This window comes from Pseudomonas sp. GW821-FHT02A11, assembly GCF_059421985.1.
In genome coordinates, this window is the sequence record NZ_JBWKWB010000011.1 from 143994 (window position 1) to 160523 (window position 16530).

Genomic DNA, 16530 nt, shown 5'->3' on the forward strand with positions numbered 1-16530 from the left:
GAGGACAGCATGAGCCAAACCCCTGAAAAGCCGCGCATCGGCATTATCGGCACCGGCGCCATTGGTGGATTTTACGGCCTGATGCTGGCCCGCGCCGGCTTCGACGTACACTTTCTGCTGCGCAGCGAATTCAGCGCCGTTTCGCAGCATGGCCTGCGCATCGACAGCCAGGTGCATGGTCTGCTGACCCTGGAAAACGTTCAGGCCTATTCCTCGGCCGCCGACATGCCGGCCTGTGATTGGCTGCTGGTGGGCGCCAAGACCACCGGCAACAACGGCGTCGCACCTGCCATCGCTCAGGCCGCCGCACCCGGCGCCAAGGTGCTGATGCTGCAGAACGGCCTGGGCGTGGAAGACGAACTGCGTGCGCTGCTGCCCGATTCGCTGCATTTATTGGGCGGCCTGTGCTTCATTTGCGTTCATCGCACCGGTCCTGGGCAGATCGCCCATCAGGCCTTTGGCGCAGTGAATATCGGTTACCACAGCGGCCCGGCTGCTGATGCTCAGGCGAGTCTTGCGCTGGTCGAAGAGGGCGCGGCGCTGTTTCATGCCGCCGGTATCGAGTCGGTTGCCATGGACAACCTGGACAAGGCGCGCTGGCAAAAGCTGGTCTGGAACGTGCCCTACAACGGCCTGTCGGTGCTGCTCGATGCCAGCACCACGCCGCTGATGGCCGACCCGGACAGCCGCGCGCTGATTCAAGGCCTGATGGCCGAAGTGGTGCAGGGCGCCAAAGCCTGTGGCCACGACTTGCCGGACGGCTACGCCGAGCAGCTGTTCAAGGTCACCGGGCACATGCCGGATTATCGTCCGAGCATGCATCACGACTTCATCGAGAAGCGCCCGCTGGAACTGGAGGCCATCTACGCCAGGCCCCTTGAGGTCGCGCTGGCCGCCGGTTGCGACATGCCGAAGATTCGAGCGCTGTACCATGCACTGGCGTTCATCGATCGCAGCAATCGTTGAGCGTGTGGCCACATGTAAGTCCGACGGAATGGGGAAATGCCGATGGCCAATGACCTGAGCATCAAGACTGCAGGTAACAAACTGGTGCTGGCGATCTCCTCGCGGGCGCTGTTCGACCTGCGGGAAAGTCACGCTATCTATATGACTGACGGCGTGGCGGCCTATCGCAAGTACCAGATCGATCACGAGGACGAGGTGCTGGAGCCGGGGGACGCGTTCCTGCTGGTGGAGAAACTCCTGAGCCTCAACGCCAGCCTGACCCAGTCGCGAGTCGAGGTGGTGCTGGTGTCGCGCAACAGCGCTGACACGGGGCTGCGGGTGTTCAATTCCATCCAGCACTACGGGCTGGACATCTCCCGCGCGGCCTTTGTCGGCGGACGCAGCCCGTTTCCCTATCTGGCGGCGTTTGGCAGCCACCTGTTTCTCTCTACTCACGCCGAGGACGTGCGCAGCGCGCTGGATGCCGGGTTTGCCGCCGCGACGATTCTGTCGGGCGGGGCACGACGTGCCGCCAGCGCCGAGCTGCGCATCGCGTTCGATGGCGATGCCGTGTTGTTCTCCGATGAATCCGAACGGGTCTATCAATCCGGGGGCCTTGAGGCCTTTCAGGCCAGTGAGCGTGAAGCCGCCAGACAGCCCTTGCCCGGTGGCCCGTTCAAGCCGTTTCTCGCCGCATTGAACCTGCTTCAACGCGAGTTTGCCGAAGAATCCTGCCCGATTCGCACGGCACTGGTCACCGCTCGCTCGGCTCCGGCCCATGAGCGGGTGATTCGCACCTTGCGCGAATGGGACATTCGTCTGGACGAGTCGCTGTTTCTTGGCGGTCTGGAGAAGTCGGCCTTTCTCGAGGCGTTCGCCGCCGACGTGTTTTTCGATGATCAGCCCGGCCATTGTGAGAAAGCGCGGGAGGTCGTTGCCACTGGCCACGTACCCCACGGCATCAGCAATGAGCTAAAACCCTGAACCTTTAGACCGGAAAGCTGTATCCAGGACGCTGATTTGTCCGTGCGCTGCTACGCTCAATGTGTCTGCGCCTGTCATGGGTTGCCTGGAGGTCACATGATTCGCTCGATGCTGTACGCCACGGACCTCGGTCTTTATGCGCCTTTCGTCCTGCAGCATGCCTTGGCCCTGGCCCGCACGTTCGACGCCGAACTGCACGTGATCCATGTAGTTGAGCCAATGGGGTTGTTCGCCGAGTCAGTCCTGCAAAGCTATCTGGCTGAAGAGGTGTTGCGCGAATTGCACAGCGAAGGCGTCAACACCGTGATCGAGGGCATAGAACGGCGGGTGCTGGCCAGTTTCCGCGACGAAATGGGGGAGGATAACCCGGATATGCAACTGATTCGCAGCGTCCGAGTGGTCCAGGGGGACCCATCCAATGTGATCCTGGAGCAGGCGCTGCGTCTTGAGGTCGATTTGCTGGTGGTCGGCAGCCACAGCCACGGTGCAGAGGGGGATACGCCAATCGGTCGCACGGCCGCGCGTGTTCTGCAACTGTCAGAGGTGCCGGTGTACATGGTGCCGATGATTCAGAACCGCGGAGGTCGGTAAGTAATAAAAACGTTAATCGTCGACTGCGTGCAAAAAGCAGCGTGCCATTACCGAATAAAAGTGATAAAAAGTTCTATCTTTGCCTTCCTGACCATTAATCCAGTTATATACCGTCGCTGATGCCCGTGGCGTCTTCCGGCTTTGAGGGATACATATGAAGCTTCAGCAATTGCGCTACATCTGGGAAGTGGCGCACCACGACCTCAACGTTTCAGCGACGGCGCAGAGTCTGTACACCTCGCAGCCGGGCATCAGCAAACAGATCCGTCTGCTGGAGGACGAGCTGGGGGTCGAGGTCTTCGCCCGTAGCGGCAAGCATCTCACGCGAGTGACGCCCGCGGGGGAGCGCATCATCACCACGGCCGGCGAAATCCTGCGTAAGGTCGAGAGTATCAAGCAGATCGCTCAGGAGTTTTCCAACGAGAAGAAGGGCACCCTGTCGATCGCCACCACCCATACCCAGGCCCGTTATGCGCTGCCGCCGGTGATCAGCAATTTCATCAAACAGTACCCGGACGTCGCCCTGCACATGCATCAGGGCTCGCCGATGCAGATCGCCGAGATGGCCGCTGACGGCACGGTCGATTTTGCCATCGCCACCGAAGCGCTGGAGCTGTTCGGCGACCTGGTGATGATGCCGTGCTACACATGGAACCGCTGCGTGGTCGTGCCTCAGGGCCACCCGCTGACCAAGCTGCCGAAGCTGACCCTGGAAATCCTCGCCGAATACCCGATCGTGACCTACGTGTTTGGTTTCACCGGCCGCTCCAAACTCGACGAAGCCTTCAGCCATCGCGGCCTGACGCCAAAGGTGGTGTTCACCGCTGCCGACGCCGACGTGATCAAGACCTACGTTCGCCTGGGCCTGGGTGTGGGCATCGTCGCCAAAATGGCTGTCGACCCGAAACTGGACAGCGACCTGGTGGTACTGGATGCCAGCGAATTGTTCGAAGCCAGCATCACCAAGATCGGCTTCCGTCGCGGCACGTTCTTGCGCGGTTTCATGTGCGACTTCATCGAGAAGTTCGCCCCGCACTTGACCCGTGATGTCATGGCCAAGGCGATCCAGTGCCACAACAAGCAGGAGCTCGAAGAGCTGTTCGAAGGGGTTGTGCTGCCGGAGCACTAAGGGCAGCCATAAGCTTTAAGCAGCAAGCTTCAAGGGAAGCAGACCTCACTCGGACTGCTTCCTCTTGCAGCTAGAGGCTGCTTTTAGTGATCAAATTCCCCGCATGCAACCCGCACTCCTTCTGCGTAGCTTCTTCCCACCACCAGCGACCTTCACGCTCATGCTGATTCGGCAGGACCGGGCGCGTGCAGGGCTCACAGCCAATGCTGATGAAACCGCGCTCGTGCAGGCTGTTGTACGGCAGTTCCAGCATGCGGATGTAGTTCCAGATGTCGGCACTGCTCATCTGCGCCAGCGGGTTGAATTTGTACAACGGCCGCTCGGGCGTGGAAAACGCGCCGTCGATCTCCACCACCGCCACGTGGTTGCGGGTGCCAGGGCTCTGATCGCGACGCTGGCCAGTTGCCCAGGCCTTGACGTCCAGCAGTTTGCGACGCAGCGGCTCGATCTTGCGCACGCCGCAGCACTCGCCGTGACCATCCTTGTAAAAGCTGAACAGGCCTTTTTCTTTGACGAATGGCTCAAGCTTCTCGCGGTCCGGCGACACGATGTCGATGGCGATGTTGTACTGCTCGCGCACCTGATCGATGAAGCGGTAGGTCTCCGGATGCAACCGCCCGGTGTCGAGGCTGAACACCTTGACGTTCTTGTTGATCTTCCACGCCATGTCCACCAGCACGACGTCTTCGGCACCGCTGAAGGAGACCCACAGCTCATCGCCAAAATGCTGAAAAGCGAACTTGAGAATGTCTTGGGCAGATTTGTTGGCGTAGGTCGCGGCGATCTCGGCGACGTCAAAGGGATGGCTCATCAGGGGCTTCCTAATCGTGGTGGCGCTTGGGCGCTCTTGGGTCGCGGCGCTCGGGCGCTCGTAATGGCGCAGATGGTAACAAAAACCTCTGTCGATTTACCTGAAACCTGCGGCCATACCCGGGGGGCCTTCACAGTGCTTCCAGGGTTTGAAGCAGCACCCGCACCTTGGTTATGGATTCCTGATATTCGGCGTTCCAGTCCGAGTCGGCGACGATGCCGCCACCGCCCCAGCAGGCGATCTGGCCGTTCTGAGCGAGCAGGCTGCGGATGGCGATGGAGCTGTCCATCTCGCCGCGCACGTCCAGGTACAGCAAGGAGCCGCAATACAGCGCGCGGCGGGTGGGCTCCAGTTCGTCGATGATCTGCATCGAGCGGATCTTGGGGGCGCCGGTGATCGAGCCACCGGGAAAGCTGCCGCCAATCAGGTCAAGGGCGTCCTTGTCGGCGGCCAGTTCGCCCGTCACCGCGCTCACCAGGTGGTGCACGTTGGGGTAGCTTTCCAGGCTGAACAGCTCCGGAACGCGCACCGAACCGATGCGGCAGGTGCGCCCCAGGTCATTGCGCAGCAGGTCGACGATCATTAGGTTCTCGGCGCGATCCTTCTTGCTCGCCAACAGCTCGTCAGCGTAGGCCTTGTCTTGGGTAGTGTCCTGGCCCCGAGGGCGGGTGCCCTTGATCGGGCGGGTTTCGACCCGGCGCTGGCTGACTCTGACGAAACGCTCCGGCGACAGGCTCAACACCGCATCGCCTTGGGGCAAGCTCAGGTAACCGGCAAACGGCGTCGGGCAGGCGACACGCAATGCCTGATACGCCGCCCAGGTATCGCCGTCGTACTGCGCGCGAAAACGCTGGGCGAAGTTCACTTGATAGCAGTCGCCCGCCTGAATATAAGCATGGATGCGTTCGATAGCGTGCCGATAGGCTTCGGCGCTGATGTCCGGGGCGAAGGGTCGGGTCAGGTTGAAGCTCGTCTGCTCGGCAGCTTTGGGTTGCTCGAACAGGTCGATCAGGCGCTGGCGCTCTTTAGCGTTCAGCAAGGGGTGAAACACCAGCTGGGAGGTCTGTTGCAGGTGATCGCTGATCAATGCCCACCCGTACAGGCCCAGTCGGGCCGAAGGCAAATGCAGGTCGTCGATGGACTGGTTGGGCAGCGGCTCCAGCAGACGACCGAAATCATATGCCAGATAGCCGATCAACCCGCCCGCAAAGGGCAGGGGGCTGTTGTCGGGCAGTTGTGCGTCACCCAGCTCGACCAGGCTGTCGCGCAGACGTTGCAGGAAGGCAGCACCGCTTTCGTTAGTATCCGGAGCAAAAGTTTTCAGCGGCCAGGCGCTGAGGATGTCAAAACGGCCGCGATCGGCTTGCGGGCGGCCGCTGTCGAGCAGCACGGCGCCGGGTGCGTAGCGAATGATGGAAAAATACCCGATCGGGTCAACGTGGTAAGCGAGCGGGTGTACGGAACAGATTGGCATGGGAGCAGAAAACAGTCGTGGCGCGCGGACGGCGATTGTAGTCCTCCGGCGATCTGGCTCCTAGAGGTGTGTCGGAATTCGACGGCTGTGCGCCGTCTGCAGCAACCCTGTGGGAGCGAATTCATTCGCGATGGGCGGAGCAGGCGATACACATGTGTTGTCCGTACGTACGTCTCGCGAATGAATTCGCTCCCACAGGAAATCACTTCGGCACTGATTTCTGTGGTTGCCGTCAAACGTGCCCGAACAACGCCTGAACGAATTTCACCCGCTCATCGGGGTTGTCATGACGGCCTTCGGCGGCGAGTTCTTCGAGGCGTTGCTCCACCGCTTGGGTGCGATGGGTCAGGCCGCAGTCGTTGGCGATCTGGATGTTCAAGCCGGGGCGGGCGTTGAGTTCGAGGATCAACGGGCCGCGATCCTGATCGAGGACCATGTCCACGCCAATGTAGCCCAGACCACACAGCTCATAGCACTCGGCGGCAAGCCGCATGAAACCGTCCCAGTTGGGCAGTTGCACGCCGTCCACGGCATTGGTGGTGTCCGGGTGTTTGCTGATGATGTTGTTCAGCCAGGTGCCGCGCAGGGTCACACCGGTGGCCAGGTCGACGCCCACGCCAATGGCGCCCTGATGCAGGTTGGCCTTGCCGCCCGACTGGCGGGTCGGCAGGCGCAGCATGGCCATCACCGGATAACCCATCAGCACGATGACACGAATGTCGGGAACACCCTCGTAGCTGATGCTTTTGAAGATCTGGTCGGGGGTGACGCGGTATTCGATGAGCGCGCGGTCACGATGACCACCCAGGGAATACAGGCCGGTGAGGATGCTGGAAATCTGATGCTCGATCTCGTCATGGTTGATGATGCGCCCGGAAATCGTACGGAAACGTTCCTCGAAGCGGTCGGCGATCACCAGAATGCCATCCCCACCCGCGCCCTGGGCCGGCTTGATCACGAAGTCGCTGCGCCCACCGATGATTTCGTCGAGCTTATCGATTTCCTTCTCGGTGGAAATGATCCCGTACATTTCCGGCACGTGAATGCCTGCGGCGATGGCCCGTTCCTTGGTGATGATCTTGTCATCGACGATGGGGTACAGGCTGCGCTTGTTGTACTTGAGCACGTAGTCGGCGTTACGCCGGTTGATGCCCATGATCCCCTTGGCCTCCAGGGCCTTCCAGGTTTTCCACCAGCCGATCATTTGGCGTTTTCCCGTTCGGCATCTTCCTTAAGGAAAGCCTTGAAGCGCACCAGTTCGGTCAGACGGTAACCGCGATAGCGCCCCATCGCCAGCATGAAACCGACCAGAATCAGCAAGACGGCCGGGAAGGTGAACACGAAGTAGATCAGCTCCGGGACGGTCATGATGATGTGCGCCAGAGAGGCCGCGAACAGCGTGCCGATGGCGACTTTCATGGCGTGGCCGCCGCCGCGCTCTTCCCAGGTGATCGACAGGCGTTCGATGGTCATGGTCAGGATCACCATCGGGAACAGCGCCACCGACAACCCGCGCTCCAGCCCCAGTTTGTGGCTGAACAGGCTGATGGCGGCAATCAGCACCACTACGAAGGTCAGCACTACAGACAGGCGCGGCAGCATCTGCAGTTTCAGGTGTTCAAGGTAGGAGCGCAGCGACAGCCCCAGCGCCGTGATAATGGTGAACAGCACGATGCCGAAGCCCAGTTGCGTCTCGCGGAAGGCCAGGGCGATCAGCACTGGGGTGAAGGTCCCGAGAGTTTGCAGGCCGATCAGGTTGCGCAGGATCAGGATCACCAGCACGCCGATGGGGATCATCACCATGATCATGAAGGTCTGCTGGGTCTGCAGCGGCAGGCCGTACAGCGAGTATTCGAGGAAGTCGGCGTCAGTGTTTTCGTCGGTCAGCTTGGCCAGGCGGATGGCGTTCATCTCGCTGTTGTTCAGGCTGAAACTGACCATGGCCTTCTTGCCGCCTTCGACGGTGATCAGGTTGTCGTCGCCGATCCACCACAACAGACGGTCCTGGGGCAGGCCGGCTTCACCGGTTTCCGGATTGAAGTACAGCCAGTCCTTGCCGTTGAAGCTGCGCAGCCACAGCTCCGGGGTCTGCGGCTGGTCGGCGACCAGGCGGATGGTGTGGACCTTTTCCACCGGAACGTGGGCGATGGACAGCAGAATCTCGGTGATGCGCGCTTTGTTTTGTACCGACGGATCGCCCGCCAGCAGCAGCTTGACGTTGTCGTCGCTCAGATTGTTGACACGCCGAATGGCCTCGCTGACGAAGGTTTCAACGTCGGCCGAATGCTGGCGGATGGGGGCAAGCAGGGCGTCGGCGGCGATCTTTTCCGGGCCTTCGACGGCGATGCTGTCGCGAAAGATCGGGCCTTTGACCTTGGCTTTTTCGCCGCTGTAACGCTTGGTCAGTACAAGGCGATAGTAGAGCGTCTGGTTGCCGGTGGCGCGACGCGCCGACCAGGTGACTTTGCGATTGCCATCGGCGCGGTTGACGTTCACGCCGTAATTGTTGGAGATGAAGCTTTCGTTGAGGCTGATGTAGTCCCGCGACAGCGGCGGCACGAACATCTGCACCTTGATCGAATCCTTGGGGTTGGCGACGAACTCGACCTTGGCGTCGATGTTCCACAGGTCGTCGGTTTCGTCTTCGGTCACCGGGATGCCGAGCACCAATATCTGATAAGCCGTGATCGCGATGCCCAGGGTGACGAGGGTCGCGATCAGGATTTTCAGATGGAGGGTAAGAGAGCGCATTGGATTACTCTGCGGTTGGAGCATCAGTGATGCAGGCAGGTTTGCCCGCTGCATATTTAAGGCTTGGATCGACCAGCGCGTCGAAGCGTTTCAGGGCTTCGGAGCCAATCAAAAGCGGGTATTGGAATGCACTTCGGTCGGTCAAGTTCACTTCTATGGTTCGAGAAACTTTGCCCATGCACACCTCAAGGCTGATCACCGGCCGTGAGGTGTACTTCTTTTCGTCGTCCGGATCGACATCGCCGGCCCGGCGCTTGATCTTGCTGAGCCGTGCCAGGGGGCGTTCGATGGGGTGTTCGTGGGCGTCGTCGATGGCCAGATAAAAGCGTACCCAGGACTCGCCATCACGCTTGAAACGCTTGATGTCGCGGGCGCTGAGGGAGGCGGTCTTGGCACCGGTGTCGAGTTTTGCCGCGACCTGCAGGTCAATGCCGGCGAAGTCCGCGTATTCGTTCAGGCCATAAACGGTCTTGTCCGCGGCCTGGCAGAGATCGGTGAAGAGCAGGCCGGGCAAATACAGGCATAAAACGAAGAATAGAGGATGGCGGCTCATAGGTCCTGGTGTGGTGAAAAAGTACGAGGAGCTGCTTTGACGTCAACTCGGGAATTTGGTTTGACCACGACCAGTACGGACGTCCTTGGGTGGCCTGACAGGGCAGGCTGATGCGGTCGGCATTCTAGCATGAAGGTTTCATGGCGCCAGCGAGCGGCACTGCTGACGTGGTTTGTAGGAAAGCGCGTCATGCTCAGGCGTTATTAGACGATTGTCGACAGTCATGAATTTGTCTTTGACGAAAAGGCGCGTATTGGCTAGGTTTAGCGTTATTCAAACGCAAGGTGTCGACAATGTTGGATGTCACCGAAATCGCAGCCGTTGTACCCGTCGATGCCGAAACCCTTTCGGAGAACGTGTTTCGGCGCATCCAGGCCGCGATCGTCAAGGGTGAAATCGCCCCGGGCAGCAAGATTTCCGAGCCGGAGCTGGCGCGCACCTACGGCATCAGCCGCGGGCCGTTGCGCGAGGCCATCCACCGCCTGGAGGGCCAGCGCCTGCTGGTGCGCGTGCCTCACGTCGGTGCTCGAGTGGTGTCCCTCAGCCACGCTGAACTGGTGGAGCTTTATGAAATCCGCGAATCCCTCGAAGGCATGGCCTGTCGGCTGGCGGCCGAGCGCATGACCATCGAGGAGATTCAAGAGCTGCGTCACGTGCTGGAAACCCATGAACGCGATACGGCGTTCCAGGCCGGGGTCGGTTACTACCAGCAGGAAGGCGATTTCGACTTCCATTACCGGATCATCCAGGGCGCGCGCAACAGTACCCTGACCCAGATGCTCTGTGGCGAGCTGTATCAGCTGGTGCGCATGTACCGCATCCAGTTTTCCACGACGCCCAACCGGCCGCGTCAGGCCTTTACCGAACATCATCGCATTCTGGACGCCATCGCCGATCGTGACGGCGAGCTGGCGGAACTGTTGATGCGCCGACATATCGGCGCATCGAAGCGCAACATCGAACAGCGCTATCAAGCACAAGATCATCACGCTACTACTGCCCGAGGTGAACAATGACTTCAAGAACGACTCCCGGCCAACGCTTCCGTGACGCCGTGGCCAGCGAGCATCCGCTGCAGGTGGTCGGCGCGATCAACGCCAATCACGCGCTGCTCGCCCAGCGCGCCGGGTTCAAGGCGATTTACCTGTCTGGCGGGGGTGTGGCGGCCGGTTCTCTGGGGGTGCCGGATCTGGGCATCACAGGTCTGGATGACGTGCTGACCGACGTGCGCCGCATCACCGACGTCTGCGATCTGCCGTTGCTGGTGGACGTCGACACCGGTTTCGGCGCGTCGGCGTTCAACGTGGCGCGCACGGTGAAGTCGATGATCAAGTTCGGCGCGGCGGCCATGCACATCGAAGATCAGGTTGGCGCCAAGCGCTGCGGCCATCGTCCGGGCAAGGAAATCGTTTCGCAGCAGGAGATGGTTGATCGCATCAAGGCCGCCGTCGATGCGCGCACCGATGACAGCTTCGTGATCATGGCGCGCACCGATGCGCTGGCCGTCGAAGGCCTCGAATCGGCACTGGACCGCGCCGCCGCGTGCATCGAGGCGGGTGCCGACATGGTCTTTCCGGAAGCCATCACCGAGCTTGAGATGTACAAACTGTTCGCCTCGCGGGTGAAGGCACCGATCCTGGCCAACATCACCGAATTCGGCGCAACCCCATTGTTCACCACTGACGAGCTGGCATCGGCTGAAGTCTCGCTGGTGCTGTACCCGCTGTCAGCCTTCCGCGCCATGAACAAGGCCGCTGAAAACGTGTACACGGCGATCCGCCGCGACGGCACGCAAAAGAACGTGGTCGATACCATGCAGACCCGCATGGAGCTGTATGAACGCATCGATTACCACGCCTTCGAACAGAAACTGGACGCGCTGTTTGCGCAGAAGAAGGGCTGAAGGCACGCGCCAGATTGGCGGATGAACACCGGCTCCCACAGATAGGGGGCGTTGTCGCAGGACTATGTCGCGACACAATGAATTGCCGATTCCCTTAAAACGACAAGATTTGGAGAGAGCAATGGCTGAAGGAAAAGTATTGAGTGGCGCTGGCCTGCGTGGCCAGGTGGCCGGACAGACTGCCCTGTCGACCGTGGGCCAGGCCGGTGCCGGGCTGACCTACCGCGGTTATGACGTGCGCGAGCTGGCCGCCGATGCGCGTTTCGAAGAAGTTGCTTACCTGCTGCTGTACGGCGAACTGCCGACCCAGACCCAACTCGACGGCTACCTGAAAAAACTCCAGGGCCTGCGCGACCTGCCGCAAGCGCTGAAAGAAGTGCTGGAACGCATCCCTGCCGATGCCCATCCGATGGACGTGATGCGCACCGGTTGCTCGATGCTTGGCAATCTGGAGCCGGAAACCGGCTTCGACCAGCAGCGCGATTCCACCGACCGCCTGTTGGCCGCCTTCCCGGCAATCATGTGCTATTGGTATCGCTTCAGCCACGAAGGCAAGCGCATCGACTGCGTGACCGACGAAACCTCCATCGGCGGGCATTTCCTCAAACTGCTGCTGGACAAGACCCCAAGCGAGCTGCACCGCAAGGTCATGGACGTGTCGCTGATCCTGTATGCGGAGCACGAATTCAACGCCTCGACCTTCACCGCGCGAGTCTGCGCGTCGACCCTGTCGGACCTGTTTTCTTGCATCACCGCGGCCATCGGCACCCTGCGCGGCCCGCTGCACGGCGGCGCCAACGAGGCGGCGATGGACATGATCGAGAAATTCTCCAGCGCCGAAGACGCGGTTCAGGGCACCTTGGGCATGTTGGCGCGCAAGGACAAGATCATGGGATTCGGCCACGCGATCTATAAGGACAACGATCCGCGCAACGAGGTGATCAAGGGCTGGTCGAAAAAGCTCGCTGACGAGGTGGGCGACACGGTGCTGTTCCCGGTCTCCGAGGCCATCGACAAGACCATGTGGGAGCAGAAGAAGCTATTTCCCAACGCCGACTTCTATCACGCATCGGCCTACCACTTCATGGGCATCCCGACCAAGCTGTTCACGCCGATTTTCGTCTGTTCGCGCCTGACCGGCTGGGCTTCTCACGTCTTCGAGCAGCGCGCCAACAACCGCATCATCCGCCCAAGCGCCGAGTACATCGGGGTCGAGCAGCGCAAGTTCGTGCCAATCCAACGCCGCTGAATGGTGAGAGGCCTGTACCGGATCTGGATACGCCGCACGCCCTGTAGGAGTGAGCTTGCTCGCGATAGCGATTTTTCGGACACATCAACGGTGACTGAACGAACGCCATCGCGAGCAAGCTCACTCCTACAGGGGCGGGGGGTGTACGGATTCAGCAGCGGGCCTGCCTCTTGAAACAAACCGTGACCGAGTCCTGACAATGAACACTGAATATCGCAAACAGCTGCCCGGTACTTCGCTCGACTTTTTCGACGCCCGCGAGGCGGTCGATGCGATCAAGGCAGGCGCCTACGCCACATTGCCTTACACCTCACGCGTGCTCGCCGAAAACCTGGTGCGCCGCTGCGATCCGGCGAGCCTCAAGGCCTCGCTGACGCAACTGATCGAACGCAAGCGCGACCTCGACTTTCCGTGGTTTCCGGCCCGTGTGGTCTGCCACGACATCCTCGGCCAAACCGCGCTGGTGGACCTCGCAGGCCTGCGCGACGCCATCGCCGACATGGGCGGTGACCCGGCGCAGGTCAACCCAGTGGTGCCGGTGCAACTGATCGTCGACCATTCGCTGGCCGTCGAATGCGGCGGTTTCGACCCCGACGCGTTCACCAAGAACCGCGCCATCGAGGACCGTCGCAACGAAGACCGTTTCCACTTCATCAACTGGACCAAGCAGGCGTTCAAGAACGTTGAAGTGATCCCGCCGGGCAACGGCATCATGCACCAGATCAATCTGGAGCGGATGTCGCCAGTCATCCAGACCCTCAACGGCGTGGCCTTTCCGGATACGTTGGTCGGCACCGACAGCCACACGCCCCACGTCGATGCGCTGGGCGTGATCGCCATTGGCGTTGGCGGCCTGGAAGCGGAAAACGTCATGCTCGGTCGTGCCTCCTGGATGCGCCTGCCGGACATTATTGGCGTCGAGCTGACAGGCCGTCCGCAGCCTGGCATCACCGCCACCGACGTGGTGCTGGCGCTGACCGAGTTCTTGCGCAAACAGAAGGTCGTCGGCGCGTATCTGGAGTTCTACGGCGAAGGCGCCCGGGCACTGACCCTGGGCGATCGCGCGACCATTTCCAACATGGCCCCGGAATACGGCGCAACGGCTGCGATGTTCGCCATCGATCAGCAGACCATCGACTACCTCACGCTGACCGGTCGCGACGATCAGCAGGTCAAGCTGGTCGAAACCTTTGCCAGACACACCGGCCTGTGGGCCGACAGCCTGACCACGGCCGAATACGAGCGCGTGCTGAACTTCGATCTGTCCAGCGTCGTGCGCAACATGGCCGGGCCGTCCAATCCGCACGCGCGCGTGGCGACCTCCGATCTGGCCGCCAAAGGCATCGCCAGCGCCTGGGAAGAAACCCCCGGCCTGATGCCCGACGGCGCAGTAATCATCGCCGCCATCACCAGTTGCACCAACACCAGCAACCCGCGCAACGTCATCGCGGCAGGGCTTTTGGCGCGCAATGCCAACAGACTCGGCCTGACACGCAAGCCGTGGGTGAAATCCTCGTTGGCGCCAGGCTCGAAAACGGTGGCGCTGTACCTGGACGAAGCAGGGCTGACGTCCGAACTCGAGCAGCTGGGTTTCGGTGTCGTGGCCTTTGCCTGCACCACCTGCAACGGCATGTCCGGCGCGCTGGACCCGGTGATCCAGCAGGAGATCATCGACCGCGACCTGTACGCCACAGCGGTTTTGTCGGGTAACCGCAATTTCGATGGGCGCATCCATCCCTACGCCAAACAGGCGTTTCTCGCCTCGCCACCGCTGGTGGTGGCCTATGCGATTGCCGGAACCATCCGCTTCGATATCGAGAAGGACGTGCTGGGTATCGGCGCCAATGGCGAAGAAATCCGCCTGAAGGACATCTGGCCCAGCGATGAAGAAATCGACGCAGTGGTCAAGGCATCGGTCAAGCCTGCGCAGTTCCGCCAGGTGTACATTCCGATGTTCACCATTCACGAAGACACCGGCCCGAAAGTCGAGCCGCTGTACGAGTGGCGCCCGATGAGCACCTACATTCGTCGTCCGCCCTATTGGGAAGGCGCGCTGGCCGGGGAGCGCACGCTCAAGGGCATGCGTGCGCTGGCAGTGCTGCCGGACAATATCACCACCGACCACCTGTCGCCTTCCAACGCGATCATGCTCGACAGCGCGGCGGGCGAGTATCTGGCGAAAATGGGCGTGCCGGAAGAGGACTTCAACTCGTACGCCACCCACCGCGGCGATCACCTGACCGCCCAGCGGGCCACCTTTGCCAACCCGAAACTGTTCAATGAAATGGTTCAGGAAAACGGCAAGGTCAAGCAGGGTTCGCTGGCGCGCATCGAGCCGGAAGGCAAGGTGACGCGCATGTGGGAGGCCATTGAAACCTATATGGAGCGCAAGCAGCCGCTGATCATTGTTGCAGGCGCCGACTACGGTCAGGGCTCGTCCCGCGACTGGGCGGCCAAAGGCGTGCGTCTGGCCGGGGTCGAGGCCATCGTTGCCGAAGGCTTCGAGCGCATTCACCGCACCAATCTGGTCGGAATGGGCGTGCTGCCGCTGGAATTCAAACCGGGCACCAACCGCACCACGCTGGGCATCGACGGCACAGAAACCTTCGATGTGATCGGCGAGCGGACACCGCGCGCCACATTGACGTTGGTGATCCAGCGCAAGAACGGCGAGCGTGTGCAAGTGCCGGTCACCTGCCGTCTGGACACGGGCGAAGAGGTGTCGATCTACGAGGCGGGCGGCGTGTTGCAGCGCTTTGCTCAGGACTTCCTCGAATCGTCCGCCGTGGCGTGACGGACTCTGGGTGCCACCAGCAGGTGGTGCCCGGGCTTCTATAAAGGAACGATTTCATGGCTCATGCAGCGCAAGTCAAAATCCCCGCGACCTACATGCGCGGCGGCACCAGCAAGGGCGTGTTCTTCCGCCTGCAGGACCTGCCCGAAGCGGCGCAAGTCCCAGGCCCGGCCCGTGATTCACTGTTGCTGCGCGTCATCGGCAGCCCCGACCCGTACGCCAAGCAGATCGACGGCATGGGCGGCGCGACGTCGAGCACCAGCAAAACCGTGATCCTGTCGAAAAGCATCAAGGCCGATCACGACGTCGATTACCTGTTCGGCCAGGTGTCCATCGACAAGCCGTTCGTGGACTGGAGCGGCAACTGCGGCAACCTGTCGGCAGCGGTCGGGCCTTTTGCGATCAGTAACGGTTTGATCGATGCCAGCCGAGTGCCGCACAACGGCGTGGCGGTGGTTCGCATCTGGCAGGCAAACATCGGCAAGACCATCATCGCTCACGTGCCGATCACCGACGGCGCGGTGCAGGAAACCGGCGATTTCGAACTCGATGGCGTGACCTTCCCGGCGGCCGAAGTGCAATTGGAGTTCATGGACCCGGCCGCAGAAGAAGAGGGCGCTGCAGGCTCGATGTTCCCCACGGGCAATCTGGTGGACGACCTGCAAGTGCCGGGTGTCGGCACTTTGAAGGCAACCATGATCAACGCTGGCATCCCGACGATCTTCGTCAATGCCAGCGACATCGACTACACCGGCACCGAACTGCAGGACGCAATCAACAGCGATCCGCAGGCCCTGAACCGTTTTGAAACCATTCGTGCGTACGGCGCTGTGCGTATGGGGTTGATCGCTCACGTCGATGAAGCGGCCAAGCGTCAGCACACGCCCAAGGTCGCTTTTGTCGCAAGCCCGAGGGAGTACGTATCGTCCAGCGGCAAGCACGTGTCAGTCGACGACACCGATCTTTTGGTGCGGGCGATGTCCATGGGCAAGCTGCATCACGCGATGATGGGCACGGCGGCGGTGGCGATCGGCACGGCGGCGGCCATTCCGGGGACGCTGGTCAACCTGGCTGCAGGGGGTGGCGAGCGCAGCGCTGTTCGTTTCGGGCATCCGTCCGGCACGTTGCGTGTCGGCGCTGAGGCTGTGTTGGTGGGGGATGAGTGGCAGGTGAAGAAAGCCATCATGAGCCGCAGCGCGCGGGTGTTGATGGAAGGCTTCGTAAGGGTGCCGGGGGATTGTTTCTAAGCACTGGCTTATTCTGTGACCAATCGCCGATGGACCTGCGCGGGCCATATCTGTGGGAGCGAATTCATTCGCGAGAGGTCGGTACATTCGATATAAATC

General features: G+C 61.2%; 14 protein-coding genes. 9 read left to right on the top strand and 5 right to left on the bottom strand.

What is annotated here, in order from left to right:
* Positions 1 to 9 precede the first annotated feature (9 nt).
* The 4 genes from AC07V9_RS17430 to cysB all read left to right on the top strand — a co-directional run bounded on the left by AC07V9_RS17430 (position 10) and on the right by cysB (position 3649).
* Positions 10 to 966: a putative 2-dehydropantoate 2-reductase gene (locus AC07V9_RS17430; RefSeq protein WP_495016904.1), complete on the top strand. Its 957-nt coding sequence runs from the start codon at positions 10 to 12 to the stop codon at positions 964 to 966.
* A gap of 42 nt (positions 967 to 1008) precedes the next feature.
* Positions 1009 to 1929 (top strand): 5'-nucleotidase, encoded by a 921-nt coding sequence (locus AC07V9_RS17435; protein ID WP_495016936.1) that lies wholly within the window; start codon positions 1009 to 1011, stop codon positions 1927 to 1929.
* A 96-nt stretch (positions 1930 to 2025) separates the two neighbouring features.
* Positions 2026 to 2520: a universal stress protein gene (locus AC07V9_RS17440; protein WP_495016905.1), complete on the top strand. Its 495-nt coding sequence runs from the start codon at positions 2026 to 2028 to the stop codon at positions 2518 to 2520.
* Positions 2521 to 2674: 154 nt separating this feature from the next.
* Entirely contained in the window at positions 2675 to 3649 is a 975-nt protein-coding gene (gene cysB, locus AC07V9_RS17445) for an HTH-type transcriptional regulator CysB (protein WP_081566102.1), read from the top strand.
* 70 nt (positions 3650 to 3719) lie between these two features.
* Here the strand turns inward: cysB and AC07V9_RS17450 are convergent, their stop codons facing one another.
* The 5 genes from AC07V9_RS17450 to rloA form a co-directional block, all read right to left on the bottom strand.
* The gene (locus AC07V9_RS17450; protein WP_495016906.1) at positions 3720 to 4460 is read right to left on the bottom strand and encodes a phosphoadenylyl-sulfate reductase; all 741 of its coding nucleotides are present in this window, start codon (positions 4458 to 4460) and stop codon (positions 3720 to 3722) included.
* 130 nt (positions 4461 to 4590) lie between these two features.
* A complete protein-coding gene (gene pabB / locus AC07V9_RS17455; RefSeq protein WP_495016907.1) occupies positions 4591 to 5934 on the bottom strand; it encodes an aminodeoxychorismate synthase component I in 1344 nt (447 codons plus the stop codon).
* Positions 5935 to 6166: 232 nt separating this feature from the next.
* Positions 6167 to 7135 (bottom strand): alpha-L-glutamate ligase-like protein, encoded by a 969-nt coding sequence (locus AC07V9_RS17460; protein ID WP_495016937.1) that lies wholly within the window; start codon positions 7133 to 7135, stop codon positions 6167 to 6169.
* Complete coding sequence (gene rloB / locus AC07V9_RS17465) at positions 7135 to 8685, bottom strand: osmotic stress tolerance membrane protein RloB (RefSeq protein ID WP_495016908.1); 1551 nt, start codon at positions 8683 to 8685, stop codon at positions 7135 to 7137. The genes AC07V9_RS17460 and rloB overlap by 1 nt, the downstream gene beginning before the upstream one ends.
* A 4-nt stretch (positions 8686 to 8689) precedes the next feature.
* A complete protein-coding gene (gene rloA, locus AC07V9_RS17470) occupies positions 8690 to 9238 on the bottom strand; it encodes a retropepsin-like aspartic peptidase RloA (RefSeq protein ID WP_495016909.1) in 549 nt (182 codons plus the stop codon).
* A 293-nt stretch (positions 9239 to 9531) separates the two neighbouring features.
* Between rloA and AC07V9_RS17475 the strand changes: the two genes are divergently transcribed.
* The 5 genes from AC07V9_RS17475 (at position 9532) to prpF (ending at position 16431) form a co-directional block, all read left to right on the top strand.
* Positions 9532 to 10254, top strand: coding sequence for a GntR family transcriptional regulator (locus tag AC07V9_RS17475; RefSeq protein WP_495016910.1), 723 nt, complete (start codon positions 9532 to 9534; stop codon positions 10252 to 10254).
* Positions 10251 to 11141, top strand: a complete 891-nt coding sequence (prpB, locus tag AC07V9_RS17480) for a methylisocitrate lyase (protein ID WP_495016911.1) — start codon at positions 10251 to 10253, stop codon at positions 11139 to 11141. The genes AC07V9_RS17475 and prpB overlap by 4 nt, the downstream gene beginning before the upstream one ends.
* Positions 11142 to 11262: 121 nt before the next feature.
* Positions 11263 to 12390, top strand: a complete 1128-nt coding sequence (gene prpC, locus AC07V9_RS17485) for a bifunctional 2-methylcitrate synthase/citrate synthase (protein WP_495016912.1) — start codon at positions 11263 to 11265, stop codon at positions 12388 to 12390.
* A 199-nt stretch (positions 12391 to 12589) separates the two neighbouring features.
* A complete protein-coding gene (gene acnD / locus AC07V9_RS17490) occupies positions 12590 to 15184 on the top strand; it encodes a Fe/S-dependent 2-methylisocitrate dehydratase AcnD (protein ID WP_495016913.1) in 2595 nt (864 codons plus the stop codon).
* 56 nt (positions 15185 to 15240) lie between these two features.
* Positions 15241 to 16431, top strand: coding sequence for a 2-methylaconitate cis-trans isomerase PrpF (gene prpF, locus AC07V9_RS17495; protein WP_495016914.1), 1191 nt, complete (start codon positions 15241 to 15243; stop codon positions 16429 to 16431).
* Positions 16432 to 16530 lie beyond the last annotated feature (99 nt).

Coding starts and splice junctions, on each gene's coding strand:
- prpF (WP_495016914.1), top strand. CDS start 15,241: ATGGCTCATGCAGCGCAAGTCAAAATCCCCGCGACCTACATGCGCGGC.
- prpB (WP_495016911.1), top strand. CDS start 10,251: ATGACTTCAAGAACGACTCCCGGCCAACGCTTCCGTGACGCCGTGGCC.
- AC07V9_RS17450 (WP_495016906.1), bottom strand. CDS start 4,460: ATGAGCCATCCCTTTGACGTCGCCGAGATCGCCGCGACCTACGCCAAC.
- pabB (WP_495016907.1), bottom strand. CDS start 5,934: ATGCCAATCTGTTCCGTACACCCGCTCGCTTACCACGTTGACCCGATC.
- cysB (WP_081566102.1), top strand. CDS start 2,675: ATGAAGCTTCAGCAATTGCGCTACATCTGGGAAGTGGCGCACCACGAC.
- AC07V9_RS17435 (WP_495016936.1), top strand. CDS start 1,009: ATGGCCAATGACCTGAGCATCAAGACTGCAGGTAACAAACTGGTGCTG.
- rloA (WP_495016909.1), bottom strand. CDS start 9,238: ATGAGCCGCCATCCTCTATTCTTCGTTTTATGCCTGTATTTGCCCGGC.
- AC07V9_RS17430 (WP_495016904.1), top strand. CDS start 10: ATGAGCCAAACCCCTGAAAAGCCGCGCATCGGCATTATCGGCACCGGC.
- rloB (WP_495016908.1), bottom strand. CDS start 8,685: ATGCGCTCTCTTACCCTCCATCTGAAAATCCTGATCGCGACCCTCGTC.
- AC07V9_RS17475 (WP_495016910.1), top strand. CDS start 9,532: ATGTTGGATGTCACCGAAATCGCAGCCGTTGTACCCGTCGATGCCGAA.
- prpC (WP_495016912.1), top strand. CDS start 11,263: ATGGCTGAAGGAAAAGTATTGAGTGGCGCTGGCCTGCGTGGCCAGGTG.
- AC07V9_RS17440 (WP_495016905.1), top strand. CDS start 2,026: ATGATTCGCTCGATGCTGTACGCCACGGACCTCGGTCTTTATGCGCCT.
- acnD (WP_495016913.1), top strand. CDS start 12,590: ATGAACACTGAATATCGCAAACAGCTGCCCGGTACTTCGCTCGACTTT.